We start from the raw sequence: 14,905 nt of genomic DNA on the forward strand, positions 1-14,905 counted from the left end.
CAAATGTGACGATCTCCCTTTAAAGAACGCAAGAAAACCCTTATAGTCCAACTACTTGGATATGCGCGCAGGATGAATGTAATGGATTGGGATCGTTTACGGATCTTTCACGCCGTGGCGGATGCAGGCAGTTTGACCCATGCGGGGGACGTGCTGCATCTCAGCCAATCGGCGGTGTCGCGCCAAATTCGATCCTTGGAAGACGAATTAAACGCAACCCTGTTCCATCGTCACGCGCGCGGTTTGATCCTGACCGAACAAGGCGAATTGCTATTCGATGCCACGCGCCATATGGCAAAGCGACTTGATGCCGCCGCCGCCCGCATTCGCGACAGCGAAGAAGAGGTATTCGGTGAATTGCGCGTGACCACCACCATCGGCTTTGGCTCGCTTTGGTTGGCACCGCGCCTGCCCGCGCTTTATGAAAAATATCCCAATCTCAAGATTGATTTGATGCTTGAGGAACGGGTGCTGGATTTGCCAATGCGCGAGGCCGATGTGGCCATCCGCATGAAGGAACCCAGCCAAGCGGATCTCATTCGCAAGCGTTTGATGAATATTCGCATGCGTCTTTACGCATCGCCCCAATATCTTGAACAAAACGGCGTTCCCCAAACACTTGAGGATTTACGCGACCATCGCCTGATCAGTCAAAATGCAACGGCGGCACAGGTCTCCTCAGGTGCGCTTTTGGTGCGTCAGCTGATGTCTTATGAAATTGGCAGCTTCTTGACTGTAAATAACTATTTCGGGGTGCTGCAGGGCGTCATCCATCACCTTGGCATTGGGGTCTTGCCCGATTACCTGACCCAAGACTTTCCCAATTTGGTGCGCGTTCTCGACACTGTCGAAAGCAATGATGTGCCCGTTTTCCTTGCCTATCCCGAAGAACTGCGGCAGTCCAAACGCATTGAGGCCTTCCGCGAATTTGTGACCGAAGAAATCATCGCACATCGCCGCAAAGAACGGGACGGAAACGTCTAAACGGCCCGAACTCCTGCGTGACATTTCCGCCATGATCCTGTGTGATATGCGCCACATGCATAGCGGGTTTGCATTCTTGTGGCGGGATTTTTCTTGATACTTCGCAAAGTGATCATTAATTGGGCAGCAGTGATGACATTTGCACAAAGTGTCATGACTACCTCCCTGTTGGACTTCGGCCGAGACTTGTCTCGGCCTTTTTTTTGGCCAAAGCGCAAGATGCGGCTTTTGCAAAACCTGTGCCCCGCCCCCCTTTCCCCTCGCGCGCCTATGCCGTAAAGACGGGGTGTCTGCGCGCCATTGCGCCTCGCCACAGGAACGATACCCCATGACCGAACCCGAAATCACCCCCGAGTTGATCGCTGCACATGGCCTTAAGCCTGATGAATATGAGCGCATCCTCGAGATTATCGGACGCATCCCGAATTTCACGGAACTTGGCATTTTTTCGGCCATGTGGAACGAGCATTGCTCGTATAAATCTTCGAAAAAATGGTTGCGCACCCTACCAACCGAAGGGCCGCAGGTCATTTGCGGGCCAGGCGAGAACGCGGGCATTGTCGATATTGGCGATGGTCAGGCGGTCGTGTTCAAAATGGAAAGCCACAACCACCCCTCTTATATCGAGCCCTATCAGGGCGCGGCCACGGGCGTGGGTGGAATTTTGCGCGATGTTTTCACAATGGGCGCGCGTCCAATTGCGGCGATGAATGCACTCTCCTTTGGTGCGGTAGATCATCCCAAAACACGCTCTTTGATCCATGGGGTTGTGCGCGGTGTTGGCGGCTATGGCAACAGTTTCGGCGTCCCCACTGTGGGCGGCGAGTTGCGCTTTGACGCGGCATATAATGGCAATTGCTTGGTCAATGCCTTTGCCGCTGGTCTGGCTGAGACGGATAAGATTTTCTATTCCGCCGCCTCTGGCGTGGGGATGCCTGTTGTCTATTTGGGCGCCAAGACAGGTCGTGACGGGGTTGGCGGGGCCACGATGGCCAGCGCCGAATTTGACGACACGATTGAAGAAAAGCGCCCAACTGTTCAGGTTGGCGACCCTTTCACAGAAAAGCGCTTGCTTGAGGCCTGCCTTGAATTGATGGCCTCAGGCGCGGTCATCTCGATCCAAGATATGGGCGCCGCAGGTCTGACCTGTTCTGCGGTCGAGATGGGGGATAAGGGCGGCTTGGGGATCAAGCTGCAACTTGATCATGTGCCGCAGCGCGAGCCCAATATGACCGCCTATGAAATGATGCTCTCTGAAAGCCAAGAGCGCATGTTGATGGTGCTACGCCCCGAAAAAGAGGCCGAGGCACGCGCCATTTTTGAAAAATGGGATCTCGATTTTGCTATTGTCGGGGAAACGATTGCTGAAGACCGCTTCGTGATCATGCACGGCAATGCGGTGAAGGCGGATTTGCCGCTGTCGAAACTGTCCTCTACGGCACCAGAATATGACCGCCCTTGGGTCGAAACCCCCGCCGCCGAGGCGGTGGATTTCATCCCAGAAATCGACCCGATTGATGGGTTAAAGGCGCTTTTGTCTTCGCCCAATTACTGCGGGCGCGGGTGGGTCTATCAACAATATGACACCCAAGTTGGCGCAGACACGATCCGCACGCCGGGCTATGGGGCGGGCGTTGTGCGCGTGGCAGGCACGAATAAGGCGCTGGCATTCACCTCGGATGTGACACCGCGCTATGTCAAAGCGAACCCCTTTGAGGGCGGCAAGCAGGCCGTGGCTGAGGCCTATCGCAACCTTGTCTCTGTAGGGGCAACACCGCTTGCAACCACCGACAACCTGAATTTTGGAAACCCTGAAAAGCCCGAAATTATGGGCCAATTCGTGGGTGCCATTAAGGGCATTGGCGCGGCCTGTTCAGCGCTCGACACCCCAATCGTTTCGGGCAATGTCAGCCTTTACAATGAAACCGATGGCAGCGCGATCCTGCCCACTCCCACCATTGGGGCGGTTGGTTTGATTGTGGATATTGACCGCGACCTGATCAACGGAACGGCACGCGAAGGACACTGGGCGCTTTTGATCGGGGAAACCCAAGGTCATTTGGGCCAATCTGCGCTGTTGGCCGAAGTGTTCCATCGCGTTGAGGGCGATGCCCCCCCCGTGGATCTTGAGGCAGAGCGGAAAGCGGGCCAATTCATTCTCGACAATCGCGAAATGATTTCGGCATGCAATGACCTCTCGGATGGCGGGCTTGCCTTGGCTGCGTTTGAGATGGCCGCAGCCTCCGACACGGGTGTAACATTGGACGCAAGCGATGCGGCCAGCTTGTTTGGCGAAGATCAGGGGCGCTATTTGATTGCCTGCTCGACCGATAAGGCCGAAGCCTTGATGGTTGCCGCGGGCCAAGTGGGCCTTCAGATCACCACGGTTGGAAAATTTGGCGGCGACCAGATCACCATCGGCGGCTCTAGCGAAAGTCTTGATGCGCTTCGGACCCTATCAGATGGCACGCTGTCCCGCCTGTTTGACTGACCCATAATGCGCCCCCAACAGGCCCCTTGTTTGGGGCCATATCGGGGCCTAGATTAGACGTAACAGACCGGAATTCATGAGGGCAGATATGGCAATCACAGCACAAGACATCGAGGACCTAATCCGCGCATCTTTTCCTCAAGCGCAGATCACGGTTGAGGGTGATGATGGCCAGCATTTCGCGGCTCAAGTGATTGACGCTAGCTTTAAGGGCATGAACCGCGTGGCCCAACAACGTGCTGTTTATGCCGCCCTCAAAGGCAAAATGGATGGCAGCGCGGGCGAATTGCACGCGCTTGCCCTCACCACCCGCGCCCCCGATTAAAAGGAAGACCCAGATGAGCGTAGAAGATCAGATCAAAGAGATGATCACGAAAAATGACGTGGTCTTGTTCATGAAAGGCACAAAATCCATGCCACAATGCGGGTTTTCCAGCCGCGTGGCAGGTGTTCTGAATTACATGGGCGTGGAATTTGCCGATGTGAATGTGTTAGAAGATGAAAATATCCGCCAAGGGATCAAGGATTTCTCAGATTGGCCCACGATCCCGCAACTCTATGTGAAGGGCGAATTCGTGGGCGGCTGCGATATCATCACTGAGATGACCCTCTCAGGCGAGTTGGACGCGATGTTTGACGCGCAAAATGTCAGCTATGACAAAGAAGCCGCAGATAAAATTCGCGAGGCAAACGCCTGATTTCGTTTGATATTCTGAAAATTGGCGCGTTAGGTTTTGCCTGACGCGCCATTTTTTATTTCTTTTTCGTATCCCCCTTGCGCACATGTTTGCTGAGGCGCGAGGGAATGGATTTTTTGCGATCCTTGTAGGGGTTTTTATCCGCTTGGCTGCGCATGAACAGACGGATCGGCACACCTGGCATGTCAAAACTATCGCGCAACCCATTGACCAAATAGCGCGAATAGCTCTCAGGCAGCTTTTCTGGCATCGAACACATCACAACAAACGAGGGCGGGCGCGCTTTGGCTTGGGTCATATAGCGCAGGCGAATACGCCGCCCTGATGGTGCGGGCGGTGGATGCGCCTCTATCATTTCCCCCAACCATCGGTTCAGCGTGGCTGTTGGCACACGGCGGTTCCAAATCGTGGCGGCGTTAATGATTGCCGCATGCAGTCGATCTAGCCCTTTGCCTGTCTTGGCCGAAACCGTGACCATCGACACGCCTTTGATTTGCGGCAATAATTTTTCAAGACGATCGCGCAGGAATTTGAGTTTTTCCTGCTTCTCATCCTCAACATCCCATTTGTTTACCGCAATCACCACCGCGCGCCCCTCGCGCTCGGCCAGATCAGCGATGCGCAAATCTTGCGCCTCAAATGGAATGGCCGCATCCAGCAAAACCACGACCACTTCGGCAAATTTGACAGCACGCAGGCCATCGGCCACGGAGAGCTTTTCCAGTTTTTCCTGCACGCGGGCGCGTTTGCGCATCCCTGCCGTGTCGAAAATTCGCATCGGCACCCCATCCCATGTCACTGGAAGGGAGATCGCATCACGGGTAATCCCCGCCTCGGGGCCCGTGAGCAAACGCTCCTCCCCCAAGATTTGGTTGATGAGGGTGGATTTGCCTGCATTTGGGCGGCCGATAACGGCGATTTGCAAAGGCCGCTCAAGCGTTAATTCGCGCAGGCCCCCTTCCTCGGTTTCATCCTCATCAAGCTCGATATCGGTTTCGGGGCTGTAATCCTCGGCTTCCTTCGCCTCGATCAGCGGGGCAAGGGCCACGGCCAATTCGCCCATACCTTCGCCATGCTCAGCGGATAGGGCTAAAGGCTCGCCCAAGCCCAGCTCATAGGCCTCAAGCCACCCTGCCTGCCCTGCCCGTCCTTCGGATTTATTTGCGCCCAAAAGAACAGTGACACCGCGCTTGCGCAGCAGATCGGCAAAGGCATGATCGGTCGGCGTCAGGCCTGTGCGCGCGTCAATCAAAAACAGACACGCATCCGCCATATCAACCGCCCGTTCTGTCAGGCGGCGCATACGGCCTTGCAGACTGTCATCTGTGGCTTCCTCAAGACCCGCCGTGTCAACCACAGTGAACCGCATGGATCCAAGCCGCGCCGCGCCTTCGCGCAGATCACGGGTGACACCGGGTTGATCATCAACCAAGGCAAGGCGCTTGCCCACCAAACGATTGAACAAGGTGGATTTGCCCACATTGGGCCGACCAATAATGGCGAGGGTAAAGCTCATGATCTCGACAGTGTAAAATTCCTAAGACCCGTCCCCTATCTTAAGGCAGGGACGAAGGAAAGCCCAAGCAAATCTCGACCGCTATTTTGCACGGCGCAGCATCAGATCGAACCGCTCAAGAAACCGCGAACGATCCGCCTTGGCAAAGGGGCGCGGGCCAGAAGGGGCGCCCTCCTGCAGCAGGCCAGCCCGCAAATCAGCCATCAGCGCGCGTGTCGCCACCTGCGCGCCAATTGTGCCCATTGTATAGGCATCCCCCTTGGGCGAAATCACCTGCGCGCCTAATTTCAACGCGCGTTCCGCCAAAAGAATATCGTCAGTCACCACAATATCATTCGCTTCAAGCCCGGCTATAATCGCATCATCGGCGGCATCAAACCCGTCCCCCACCAGATGCATCGCCAAAAGCGGGTGATCGGGCAGACGCAAATATTGATTGGCCACAAAGCGCACTCCAATCTTGTGGCGCAGCGCCACGCGAATGGCCTCTTCGCGCACGGGACAGGCATCTGCATCCACAAACACCATTGGTGAGCTTGGCCTTGGCATTTCAGTCTTGGGGGCATCTTCCGTCATTTTCACGTCTCCCGCGTCTGCTATCCGCGAATCTTCCAATTTCCGCCCGCGGGAAAAAAATCGTCTAGCGGGGCATTTTGCAGAAAAATGTAAGGCGAATTGGCTCAATTCCCTCTATCCACAGGCGAATGATCCGCAAATCCGCGCAAATGCGGTTCAATTCCCCGCCGTTATGGGTCGTTTTCTCTTTCCAACCCCGTAAGCTGGCATTAATTCTTATCCATCTGGGGTAATAACAACAACTTGGGAGTTCTTCATGAAAAAACTTTTGCTGGCTTCGGCCGCCTCCTTGGCGCTTGCGTCCATGGCAACCGCACAAGAGGTAAAGATCGGCACTGTTGTGGGCTTTACAGGCCCGCTTGAATCGCTTGCGCCTGACATGGCTGGTGGCTCGGAATTGGCGATGAACGAAGTGAACGCAAGCGGCAATTTCCTGAACGGCGCGACTGTTGTCTCCGTGCGCGGCGACAGCACGTGTATTGACGCGGCCGCTGCAACTGCTGTTGCAGAACGCCTCATCACATCTGATGGCGTCAGCGGGATTGTCGGCGCGGATTGCTCGGGCGTCACCAACGCAATGCTGCAAAACGTAGCCGTGCCAAATGGCATGGTCATGGTGTCCCCATCCGCCACTTCGCCTGCGCTGACCACCGTTGAAGACAATGGCCTCTTCTTCCGCACCGCGCCATCTGACGCGCGTCAGGGTGTTGTGATGACCGAAGTGATCATGGATCGCGGCATCAAATCCGTTGCGGTGACCTATACCAACAACGATTACGGCCAAGGCTTGGCTGATAGCTTTGCCGCAGCATTCGAAGCTGCAGGTGGCACTGTGACCCTCGTTGCAGCGCATGAAGATGGCCGTGCGGATTACTCTGCAGAAGTAGGCGCCTTGGCAGCTGCGGGCGGTGACGCATTGGTCGTTGCAGGCTATGTGGATCAGGGCGGCTCGGGCATCATCCGCGCGGCGCTGGATTCTGGCGCGTTTGAGACCTTCGTCTTCCCTGACGGCATGGTGTCTTCAGCCCTCGTTGAAAATTTTGGTAGCGAGATTGATGGCTCCTTCGGCCAGCACCCTGGCACCGATAGCGAAGGTGCATCGATTTTCGAAACCCTCGCCGCTGAAGCAGGGTTCGATGGCACCCAGCCTTTCGCAAAAGAATCCTATGACGCAGCTGCATTGATCATGTTGGCCATGCAGGCCGCAGGCTCAAGCAACCCTGCCGATTACGCAGGCGAGATCATGGATATCGCAAACGCCCCAGGCACACCAATCCTGCCTGGTGAATTGGGCAAAGCCTTGGAATTGATCGCAGCGGGCGAAGACATCGACTATGTTGGTGCCTCTGCCGTTGAATTGATCGAGCCAGGTGAATCCGCGGGCAACTATCGCGAGATCGAAATCTCTGGCGGCGAGATCACAACAGCACGCTTCCGCTAAGTTGATCTAATCAAGACCAACGGGCAGCCCGGAGTGATTTCCGGGCTGCTTCGTTTAAAGGATGCGGGACAAGCGATGATTACTGTCGAAAATCTGCACAAACATTTTGGCGGCTTTCACGCCGTGGATGGCGCAAGCCTGACAATTGAAACAGGCTCGATCACGGGTCTGGTTGGCCCAAATGGCGCGGGAAAGACCACGCTGTTTAACGTGATTGCGGGCGTTTTACCCCCGACATCTGGCCGCGTTGTCATGGATGGCGAGGATATTACGGGCCTTCCGCCGCACGAGCTATTTGGCAAGGGATTGCTGCGCACATTTCAGATCGCGCATGAATTCTCATCCATGAGCTGCCGCGAGAACCTGATGATGGTGCCAAGCGGCCAATCGGGGGAAACGCTGTGGAACACATGGTTCGGTCGCAAACGCATTGCTGAAGAAGAGCGCGCGCTGAAAGCCAAGGCCGATGAGGTGTTGGAGTTTTTGACCATTTCCCATCTCGCAGATCATCCGGCAGGCGCGATTTCTGGTGGCCAAAAAAAGCTGCTGGAACTGGGCCGCACGATGATGGTTGATGCACAGATCGTGTTTCTAGACGAGGTGGGTGCAGGCGTTAACCGCACGCTGTTGAACACGATTGGCGATGCGATCATCCGCCTGAACAAAGAGCGCGGATATACATTCTGCGTCATTGAACATGACATGGATTTCATCGGGCGGCTTTGTGACCCTGTGATCGTGATGGCCGAAGGGCGCGTTTTGGCCGAAGGCACATTGGACGAGATCAAAGCCAATGACGATGTGATTGAGGCCTATCTTGGGACAGGTCTAAAAAATAAGGACAAGATCGGGGCATGAGCGAGACATCACCCTTTTTGATCGGCGAGGCGATGACGGGCGGATATGGCAAAGGGGCCGATATCCTGCACAGCTGCACCATCGCGGTCGAGCGCGGCGAGATCGCCGTCATTGTGGGCCCTAATGGCGCGGGCAAATCGACCGCCATGAAGGCGGTCTTTGGCATGCTGTCGCTGCGCGAGGGGCGTGTTGTGTTGGACGGGGATGATATCACCGCACTTTCGCCGCAAGATCGCGTTGTGCGCGGGATGGGGTTTGTGCCGCAAACCAATAACATCTTCACCTCTATGACGGTCGAGGAAAATTTGGAGATGGGTGCCTATATCCGCCGCGATGATTTACGCGACACGATGGAGCAGGTCTATAGCCTCTTTCCAATCCTTAAAGACAAACGCCGCCAAGCGGCGGGCGAATTATCAGGCGGGCAGCGTCAACAAGTGGCCGTGGGTCGCGCGCTGATGACCAAGCCGAAAGTGTTGATGTTGGATGAGCCGACCGCAGGTGTTTCGCCCATTGTCATGGACGAGTTATTTGACCGCATCATCGAAGTGTCCCGCACGGGCATCCCCATTTTGATGGTCGAACAAAACGCGCGTCAGGCGTTGGAAATCGCGGATAAGGGCTTTGTTTTGGTGCAAGGGCGCAATGCCCATACAGGCACAGGCAAAGAATTGTTGGCAGATGCGGATGTGCGCCGCTCCTTCTTGGGGGGTTGAGGAATGGATCTTCTAAACGCAATTGTCGCTTTGTTGAATTTCGTGATTGTGCCTGCCACCGCCTATGGCGCGCAATTGGCGCTTGGTGCGCTTGGGGTGACGTTGATTTACGGCATCTTGCGCTTTTCCAATTTCGCGCATGGTGACACGATGGCCTTTGGCACGATGATCACCATTCTGGCCACATGGGGCCTACAATCTTTAGGTGTCACGGCGGGGCCTTTGCCAACCGCCCTTATAGCCCTGCCCCTTGGCATCACTGCCACAGCCGCCTTGGTGGTCGGCACGGATAAGATGGTCTATCGCTTTTATCGCCAAACCAAAGCCAAGCCTGTGATCTTTGTGATTGCCTCAATTGGCGTGATGTTCGTGATGAATGGGATCGTGCGCTTTATCATCGGGGTTGATGATCAAAACTTCGCCGATGGGGCAAGGTTCCTGATCTCTGCTCGTAATTTCAAAGACATGACAGGCCTTGACGAAGGGCTCGCCATCCGTTCGACCCAAGCCATCACGGTGATCGTGGCGATTTTGGCGGTGGTGGCCCTGTTTTGGTTCTTGAACAAAACCCGCACGGGCAAATCCATGCGCGCGTTTTCCGATAACGAAGATTTGGCACTGCTCTCAGGCATCAACCCTGAGCGTGTTGTGATGATCACGTGGTTGATTGTGGCGGCTTTGGCGACCACGGCGGGCGTGCTTTATGGTCTCGACAAAAGCTTTAAGCCCTTCACCTATTTCCAACTGCTCTTGCCCATATTTGCCGCCGCGATTGTGGGCGGGCTTGGCAATCCTCTGGGGGCAATCTTGGGGGGCTTCCTGATCGCCTATTCCGAAATCGCGGTCACCTATGCCTTCCGTAAGGTGGTTGGATATATCGGCCCCGAAGGCTGGAGCCCCGAAGGAATGCTGCAGCTTCTATCGACCGATTATAAATTTGCCGTCAGCTTTACGATCCTTCTGATCGTGCTTCTGTTTAAACCCACAGGGATCATGAAAGGAAAATCGGTATGAACCTGACAGTGGATCGCAAGGCGTCAGTTCTCTTTGCGTTGGTGGCTGTGCTTTATATCGGCACAGGCTTTGTTCAATCATGGAATACCGCGCTGTCTATTCTGAACATGGGTCTGATCTCGGCCATCATGGCGCTTGGTGTGAATATCCAATGGGGCTATGCGGGCCTCTTTAACGTGGGTGTCATGGGCTTTACCGCGCTTGGCGGTTTGGCGGCTGTTTTGGTGGCCTCTGACCCTGTTGAGGGGGCATGGGGGGCCACAGGCGGATGGCAAATCTTGCTTGCCCTGTTAATGGGCGGCGCAACCATTGCCGCCGCGATTGCGCTATGGGGCAAGATGAAAGGTCACAAATTGCGCGGCCTTGCGATGGCGGGCTTGTTAATTGCGGGCTTTTTCATCTTCCGCACGGTGTTTGACCCTGCCGTGGCCACGGTTGAGGCCATTGACCCTGCCTTGACGGGCAATATCGGGGGTCTTGGTTTGCCCATCATTCTGGCATGGCCTGTGGGTGGGCTGCTTGCCGCAGGGGCCGCATGGATCATCGGGAAAACCGCGCTTGGTCTGCGGTCGGATTATCTGGCGATTGCCACTTTGGGTGTGGCTGAGATCATCATCTACATCCTGAAAAACGAAGATTGGTTGGCGCGCGGCGTGAAAAACGTTATCGGCCTGCCCCGCCCCGTGCCCTACGAGGTTGACCTACAAGCCAACCAAGCCTTTGTTGGCGCGATGCAGGGATTAGGCGCTGACCCTGTCACCGCCTCCTCCATCGCGGTCAAGCTGGCCTATGCGGTGTTATTCTCAATCGTCCTGATTGCCCTGATCTGGCTGACACAGCGCGCGCTCAACTCGCCCTGGGGGCGGATGATCCGCGCCATTCGCGACAACGAAGTTTCTGCCGCCGCGATGGGAAAAAATGTCACGGCGCGGCATTTGCAGATTTTCATCCTTGGCTCGGCCGTTTGTGGCCTTGCAGGCGCAATGATGACCACGTTGGACAGCCAACTTGTGCCAAGCACCTATCAACCGCTGCGCTTTACCTTCCTGATCTGGGTGATGGTGATTGTGGGCGGATCAGGCAACAATATCGGCGCGGTCTTGGGCGGCTTCTTGATCTGGTGGTTCTGGATTCAGGTGGAACCTTTGGGTCTGCTGCTGTTGCAGGGGATCACGGCGGGCATGGCCGAAGGATGGCTGAAAGATCACCTTATGGATGCCGCCGCACATATGCGCCTTTTGACCATGGGTCTTATCCTGCTCTTGGTCTTACGCTTCAGCCCGCGTGGCCTGTTGCCAGAACGCTGAAAAAACAGCGCCCGCGAAGCGAAGGGGTCCCCTTGGGCTGCGCGGGCGCGTCAAAACCACGCTTCAAAGCTGAGGTTCAGGTAACTCAGCGAGGATCTCATCAATGCGATCTGCCAAGGCCGCATCAATCGCGGCAATCGCCTCATCGGTGATATCAATATCATCTCGGGCAAAGATCACAGCGCGGCGATCCATCAGCACCTCAGCCCCGCTGCGCTGCACCAGATCAATAAGAATTGGCCCCATGATCTCAAGGAACCGCTGTCGCGCCGCTTCCGCATAGGCGCCAAGCGCGCGGTTTTTCGCGTCTTGCTCACTGCGGATTTCAACGACACGGGCGTCAAATTCAGCAGCACGCAGACGAAAATCCTCGATGCTGAGGCTGCTGCGCAATTCGGTTAACCGTTGTTCTTCTTGGGTCAGAACATCTTCAATCTCACGGTTCTGTGCCGAAAGATCACGCCCCACGCGATCAATCACCCCCCCGACTGCCTGACCAAAGACCGACCCAGAAAACAGACGATCTTGATCAATCAGCAACACCTGTGCGGGTGCTTGCGGGGGTTGAGCGCTGATATCCTGCGCCCTCACCCCTGCCCCATAGAGGGCAAACACAAGGGCACATCCACCCACGCGCAGCCAAGCGCGCAAAGGCATCAGAAGCGCGCCTCAACCGTAAAGTCGAAGTTGCGGGTGCGGTCATAGGATTCATTAGAGACAGGCCGCGAGAAGTTAAACCGCAGCGGGCCGATTTGCGTATCCCAGAAGATCGAGAAGCCAATCGTGCTGCGCAGATAGCTGTCATCGTCAACGAGGTTGCCACCTGTGCCCAAGACGTCATCCAAGCCCCATAGGGTGCCGACGTCATAAAAGACGCCGCCTGAAATGCCATATTCGGCGGGCACCCCGATGGGGAAGCCTGCCTCAAAGCGCGCAACGGCGAATTGGTTGCCGCCAAGCGCGTCTTGGTTCGCAGAATTGCGATCCCGTGGCCCGATCCCGCCGGCATCAAAACCACGCATTTGGCGCGACCCGAGGAAGAAACGATCCGTAACGCGGCTATTGCCATCAAGCATATTCACCGAGCCAAGCTCGAACGCGGCACGCAACGAAACCTCTTCACGGAAGGCCGTGGTCTCCCCCTGCACAAGCGCGGTGGTGCGCAGGAATTGATCATCACCCAATCCCCCCAATTCAGCATTGGCGCGCACCAATACGCCCGAGGTTGGGTCAAGCCCCACGCCGCGCGTGTCGTAAATATAGCCCAGACCGATGGAGCTGCTGTCATAGCTGCCCGCCTCGCGCCGCAGAATATCCGATGATGTGGTCGGAACATTGGTCAATTCTGACTGCGCAATCCGCAAAGAGGGGCGCAAACGTCCGTATTCACTGACAGGGAATTCCAACGCACCGCTGACACCCACTTCATTGGTGTTATAGGTCGCATTTTGTTGGTCAGTCGAACTGCTGAAAACCGAAAGAGCCAATTCCAAATCACGGCGCAAATAGGCGGGTTCTACGAAATTAGCCCGCAAGGAACGCGAGCCAGAGGTGGTATCAAAGGACAGACCCACGGTCTGACCCCGCCCGCGCCAATTGCGTTCGTTAAACTGAACGGCAAGCCCGGTGCCAACATCGGTCGAATAATTGACCGAGAAGCCAAGCGTGCCTGTTGGCGTTTCTTCGACATTCACATCCACGATCACCTGATCGCTGCCCGTGCCTTCGCGCGCATTCACGTCAACATTTGAAAAGAAATTCAGCGCACGGATCCGTTCAGCCGCTTGGCGAATTTCGCGTGGATCAAACGGATCCCCTTCGACCATATCGAATTGACGCCGCACAACGCGGTCAAGCGTGGTTGCGTTGCCCTCAATATCAATCCGTTCTACGAAAACCCGCGGGCCGCGGACAATGGCAAATTCCACATCCAAGGTGAGATCTTCGTCATTTCGGGTAATCCGCGGCTCAACACGGATGAAGCGCAACCCCTGCTCGGTCGCCAGATTTTCAAGCCGCGAAATCGTGCGATCCACCAGACGCGGAGAATAGGTTACACCCTCGTCCAGGTCGATTGCGGCTTGGAATTCTTCGACATTCACTTCGGGCAAGTCACTGCTTGCGGTTAATGCACCGAAGGAAAAGCTTTGTCCTTCAACAATGTTAAAGGTCACAAAGAACCCATCCCGCGCACGGGCAAGTTCCGATGTGACAGATTGCACCTCAAAATCAACATAGCCGCGATCACGATAGAAATCGGTCAAAAGCTGTTGATCAAAGGCCAGTCGATCCGCCACAAATGTATCGCGGCTGATAATCGCGCGGAAAAACCCCGCTTGGGTGGATTGCAGAACACGGCGCAAACGGCGGTCTGAAAAGGCGCGGTTGCCGACAAAGGTGATGCTTTCGGTTTCCACCACGCGGCCTTCGGTGATTTCAAAGGCAAGATCAACGCGGTTGTCGCTGCGGCGGATGATCTGCGGGGTCACCGTTGCACTCAGGCGGCCTGTCTGGCGATAGGCATCCACGATGGCCTGTGCATCGGCCTCAGCGATGGCGGGACTATAGACGCGGCGCGGTTGCGATGTCAGCAAAGCTGAAAGCGCATCATCATCAAGCAGATCATTTCCCTCGATGCTGATCTCGTTGATCGTAGGGTATTCTTGCAACTCGATAAACACCGTGTTGCCCTCTAGGCGCAGATCAACTGTTTCAAATAGACCTGTATCCTGCAGGCGGCGCAAAGCATCATTGGCTTGGCCTGCTGTGATTGTGCCGCCGGGCGCGATGCCTGCATATGAGAGGATCGTTGCCTCTTCGATACGGATATTTCCGTCAATCACGATAGCGTCCAGCGCAATATCCTGCGCAACCGCAAGCCCTGAAAGGGCCATCCCCATCGCCAAAACCGAGGCTGTCATCAGCCCGCTGCGATATTTGCGATTGTTTGATTTACGCGACATTCTGCGCCCGCCTTTTTTTGCTTTAGCAAATCCTAAAGCATCCCTAGCGATTGCAGGGGGCAATGTCAAAAAAATGCGCGCAAAAACGGGCGAAACTTACGCCCTTTTCAACCTCTTGGTGTTAGCTTTGCACAATCGGTGCAAGCATCACCGCAAAACCCAAAGCCAAAACAACGATACTGGGGCCAAGGATACGATCCCCAAGAATCGCCGACAGATAGCTGAGACGCGGCAATTGGCGCTGTAAAAATTTCATCGGTCTTTGATCCCCGAATATGTGAAACACATGAACGGATACCAAAACACTTGGGCAGAATTGGGGCGAATTCAGGGGAATTCAG

14 protein-coding genes are annotated in these 14,905 nt (G+C 55.6%); 9 read left to right on the forward strand and 5 right to left on the reverse strand.

Going from position 1 to position 14,905, the window contains the following annotated elements:
• Positions 1-81: 81 nt before the first annotated feature.
• The 4 genes from AAC620_RS03150 (at position 82) to grxD (ending at position 4,173) form a co-directional block, all read left to right on the forward strand.
• Positions 82-984 carry a LysR family transcriptional regulator gene (locus AAC620_RS03150; protein WP_340242767.1) on the forward strand — a complete coding sequence of 301 codons (903 nt, stop codon included), beginning with the start codon at positions 82-84 and terminating at the stop codon, positions 982-984.
• Positions 985-1,312: 328 nt separating this feature from the next.
• On the forward strand, positions 1,313-3,475 hold the full coding sequence (purL, locus tag AAC620_RS03155) for a phosphoribosylformylglycinamidine synthase subunit PurL (RefSeq protein WP_340242768.1): 2,163 nt from the start codon (positions 1,313-1,315) through the stop codon (positions 3,473-3,475).
• Positions 3,476-3,563: 88 nt separating this feature from the next.
• The gene (locus AAC620_RS03160; RefSeq protein ID WP_340242769.1) at positions 3,564-3,800 is read left to right on the forward strand and encodes a BolA/IbaG family iron-sulfur metabolism protein; all 237 of its coding nucleotides are present in this window, start codon (positions 3,564-3,566) and stop codon (positions 3,798-3,800) included.
• Positions 3,801-3,813: 13 nt separating this feature from the next.
• Positions 3,814-4,173 (forward strand): Grx4 family monothiol glutaredoxin, encoded by a 360-nt coding sequence (gene grxD, locus AAC620_RS03165; RefSeq protein ID WP_317654583.1) that lies wholly within the window; start codon positions 3,814-3,816, stop codon positions 4,171-4,173.
• Positions 4,174-4,228: 55 nt separating this feature from the next.
• On the opposite strand, the gene der is transcribed toward grxD, so the two are convergent.
• Both der and AAC620_RS03175 read right to left on the reverse strand, forming a co-directional pair.
• Positions 4,229-5,689: a ribosome biogenesis GTPase Der gene (der, locus tag AAC620_RS03170; protein ID WP_340242770.1), complete on the reverse strand. Its 1,461-nt coding sequence runs from the start codon at positions 5,687-5,689 to the stop codon at positions 4,229-4,231.
• An 81-nt stretch (positions 5,690-5,770) separates the two neighbouring features.
• A complete protein-coding gene (locus tag AAC620_RS03175; protein WP_340242771.1) occupies positions 5,771-6,265 on the reverse strand; it encodes a YaiI/YqxD family protein in 495 nt (164 codons plus the stop codon).
• Between the two features lie 256 nt (positions 6,266-6,521).
• On the opposite strand from AAC620_RS03175, the gene AAC620_RS03180 reads away from it, so the two are divergent.
• The 5 genes from AAC620_RS03180 (at position 6,522) to AAC620_RS03200 (ending at position 11,601) form a co-directional block, all read left to right on the forward strand.
• Positions 6,522-7,706 carry an ABC transporter substrate-binding protein gene (locus AAC620_RS03180; protein ID WP_317654580.1) on the forward strand — a complete coding sequence of 395 codons (1,185 nt, stop codon included), beginning with the start codon at positions 6,522-6,524 and terminating at the stop codon, positions 7,704-7,706.
• A 75-nt stretch (positions 7,707-7,781) separates the two neighbouring features.
• On the forward strand, positions 7,782-8,564 hold the full coding sequence (locus AAC620_RS03185; RefSeq protein ID WP_340242772.1) for an ABC transporter ATP-binding protein: 783 nt from the start codon (positions 7,782-7,784) through the stop codon (positions 8,562-8,564).
• Positions 8,561-9,280, forward strand: coding sequence for an ABC transporter ATP-binding protein (locus tag AAC620_RS03190; RefSeq protein ID WP_340242773.1), 720 nt, complete (start codon positions 8,561-8,563; stop codon positions 9,278-9,280). Before AAC620_RS03185 ends, AAC620_RS03190 begins: the two co-directional genes overlap by 4 nt.
• Positions 9,281-9,283: 3 nt before the next feature.
• Positions 9,284-10,294: a branched-chain amino acid ABC transporter permease gene (locus AAC620_RS03195; protein WP_340242774.1), complete on the forward strand. Its 1,011-nt coding sequence runs from the start codon at positions 9,284-9,286 to the stop codon at positions 10,292-10,294.
• The gene (locus AAC620_RS03200; protein ID WP_340242775.1) at positions 10,291-11,601 is read left to right on the forward strand and encodes a branched-chain amino acid ABC transporter permease; all 1,311 of its coding nucleotides are present in this window, start codon (positions 10,291-10,293) and stop codon (positions 11,599-11,601) included. The genes AAC620_RS03195 and AAC620_RS03200 overlap by 4 nt, the downstream gene beginning before the upstream one ends.
• Before the next feature lie 63 nt (positions 11,602-11,664).
• Here the strand turns inward: AAC620_RS03200 and AAC620_RS03205 are convergent, their stop codons facing one another.
• The 3 genes from AAC620_RS03205 to AAC620_RS03215 form a co-directional block, all read right to left on the reverse strand.
• Positions 11,665-12,258 carry an OmpH family outer membrane protein gene (locus tag AAC620_RS03205; protein ID WP_340242776.1) on the reverse strand — a complete coding sequence of 198 codons (594 nt, stop codon included), beginning with the start codon at positions 12,256-12,258 and terminating at the stop codon, positions 11,665-11,667.
• Entirely contained in the window at positions 12,258-14,564 is a 2,307-nt protein-coding gene (bamA, locus tag AAC620_RS03210; protein ID WP_340242777.1) for an outer membrane protein assembly factor BamA, read from the reverse strand. Before bamA ends, AAC620_RS03205 begins: the two co-directional genes overlap by 1 nt.
• Before the next feature lie 121 nt (positions 14,565-14,685).
• Positions 14,686-14,820: a hypothetical protein gene (locus AAC620_RS03215; RefSeq protein ID WP_317654573.1), complete on the reverse strand. Its 135-nt coding sequence runs from the start codon at positions 14,818-14,820 to the stop codon at positions 14,686-14,688.
• Between the last annotated feature and the right edge of the window lie 85 nt (positions 14,821-14,905).

Origin of the sequence: Roseobacter sp. HKCCA2468, from assembly GCF_037805105.1 — a bacterium.
Taxonomy (GTDB): Bacteria; Pseudomonadota; Alphaproteobacteria; order Rhodobacterales; family Rhodobacteraceae; genus M30B80.

Coding starts and splice junctions, on each gene's coding strand:
- AAC620_RS03150 (WP_340242767.1), top strand. CDS start 82: ATGGATTGGGATCGTTTACGGATCTTTCACGCCGTGGCGGATGCAGGC.
- purL (WP_340242768.1), top strand. CDS start 1,313: ATGACCGAACCCGAAATCACCCCCGAGTTGATCGCTGCACATGGCCTT.
- AAC620_RS03160 (WP_340242769.1), top strand. CDS start 3,564: ATGGCAATCACAGCACAAGACATCGAGGACCTAATCCGCGCATCTTTT.
- grxD (WP_317654583.1), top strand. CDS start 3,814: ATGAGCGTAGAAGATCAGATCAAAGAGATGATCACGAAAAATGACGTG.
- der (WP_340242770.1), bottom strand. CDS start 5,689: ATGAGCTTTACCCTCGCCATTATTGGTCGGCCCAATGTGGGCAAATCC.
- AAC620_RS03175 (WP_340242771.1), bottom strand. CDS start 6,265: ATGACGGAAGATGCCCCCAAGACTGAAATGCCAAGGCCAAGCTCACCA.
- AAC620_RS03180 (WP_317654580.1), top strand. CDS start 6,522: ATGAAAAAACTTTTGCTGGCTTCGGCCGCCTCCTTGGCGCTTGCGTCC.
- AAC620_RS03185 (WP_340242772.1), top strand. CDS start 7,782: ATGATTACTGTCGAAAATCTGCACAAACATTTTGGCGGCTTTCACGCC.
- AAC620_RS03190 (WP_340242773.1), top strand. CDS start 8,561: ATGAGCGAGACATCACCCTTTTTGATCGGCGAGGCGATGACGGGCGGA.
- AAC620_RS03195 (WP_340242774.1), top strand. CDS start 9,284: ATGGATCTTCTAAACGCAATTGTCGCTTTGTTGAATTTCGTGATTGTG.
- AAC620_RS03200 (WP_340242775.1), top strand. CDS start 10,291: ATGAACCTGACAGTGGATCGCAAGGCGTCAGTTCTCTTTGCGTTGGTG.
- AAC620_RS03205 (WP_340242776.1), bottom strand. CDS start 12,258: ATGCCTTTGCGCGCTTGGCTGCGCGTGGGTGGATGTGCCCTTGTGTTT.
- bamA (WP_340242777.1), bottom strand. CDS start 14,564: ATGTCGCGTAAATCAAACAATCGCAAATATCGCAGCGGGCTGATGACA.
- AAC620_RS03215 (WP_317654573.1), bottom strand. CDS start 14,820: ATGAAATTTTTACAGCGCCAATTGCCGCGTCTCAGCTATCTGTCGGCG.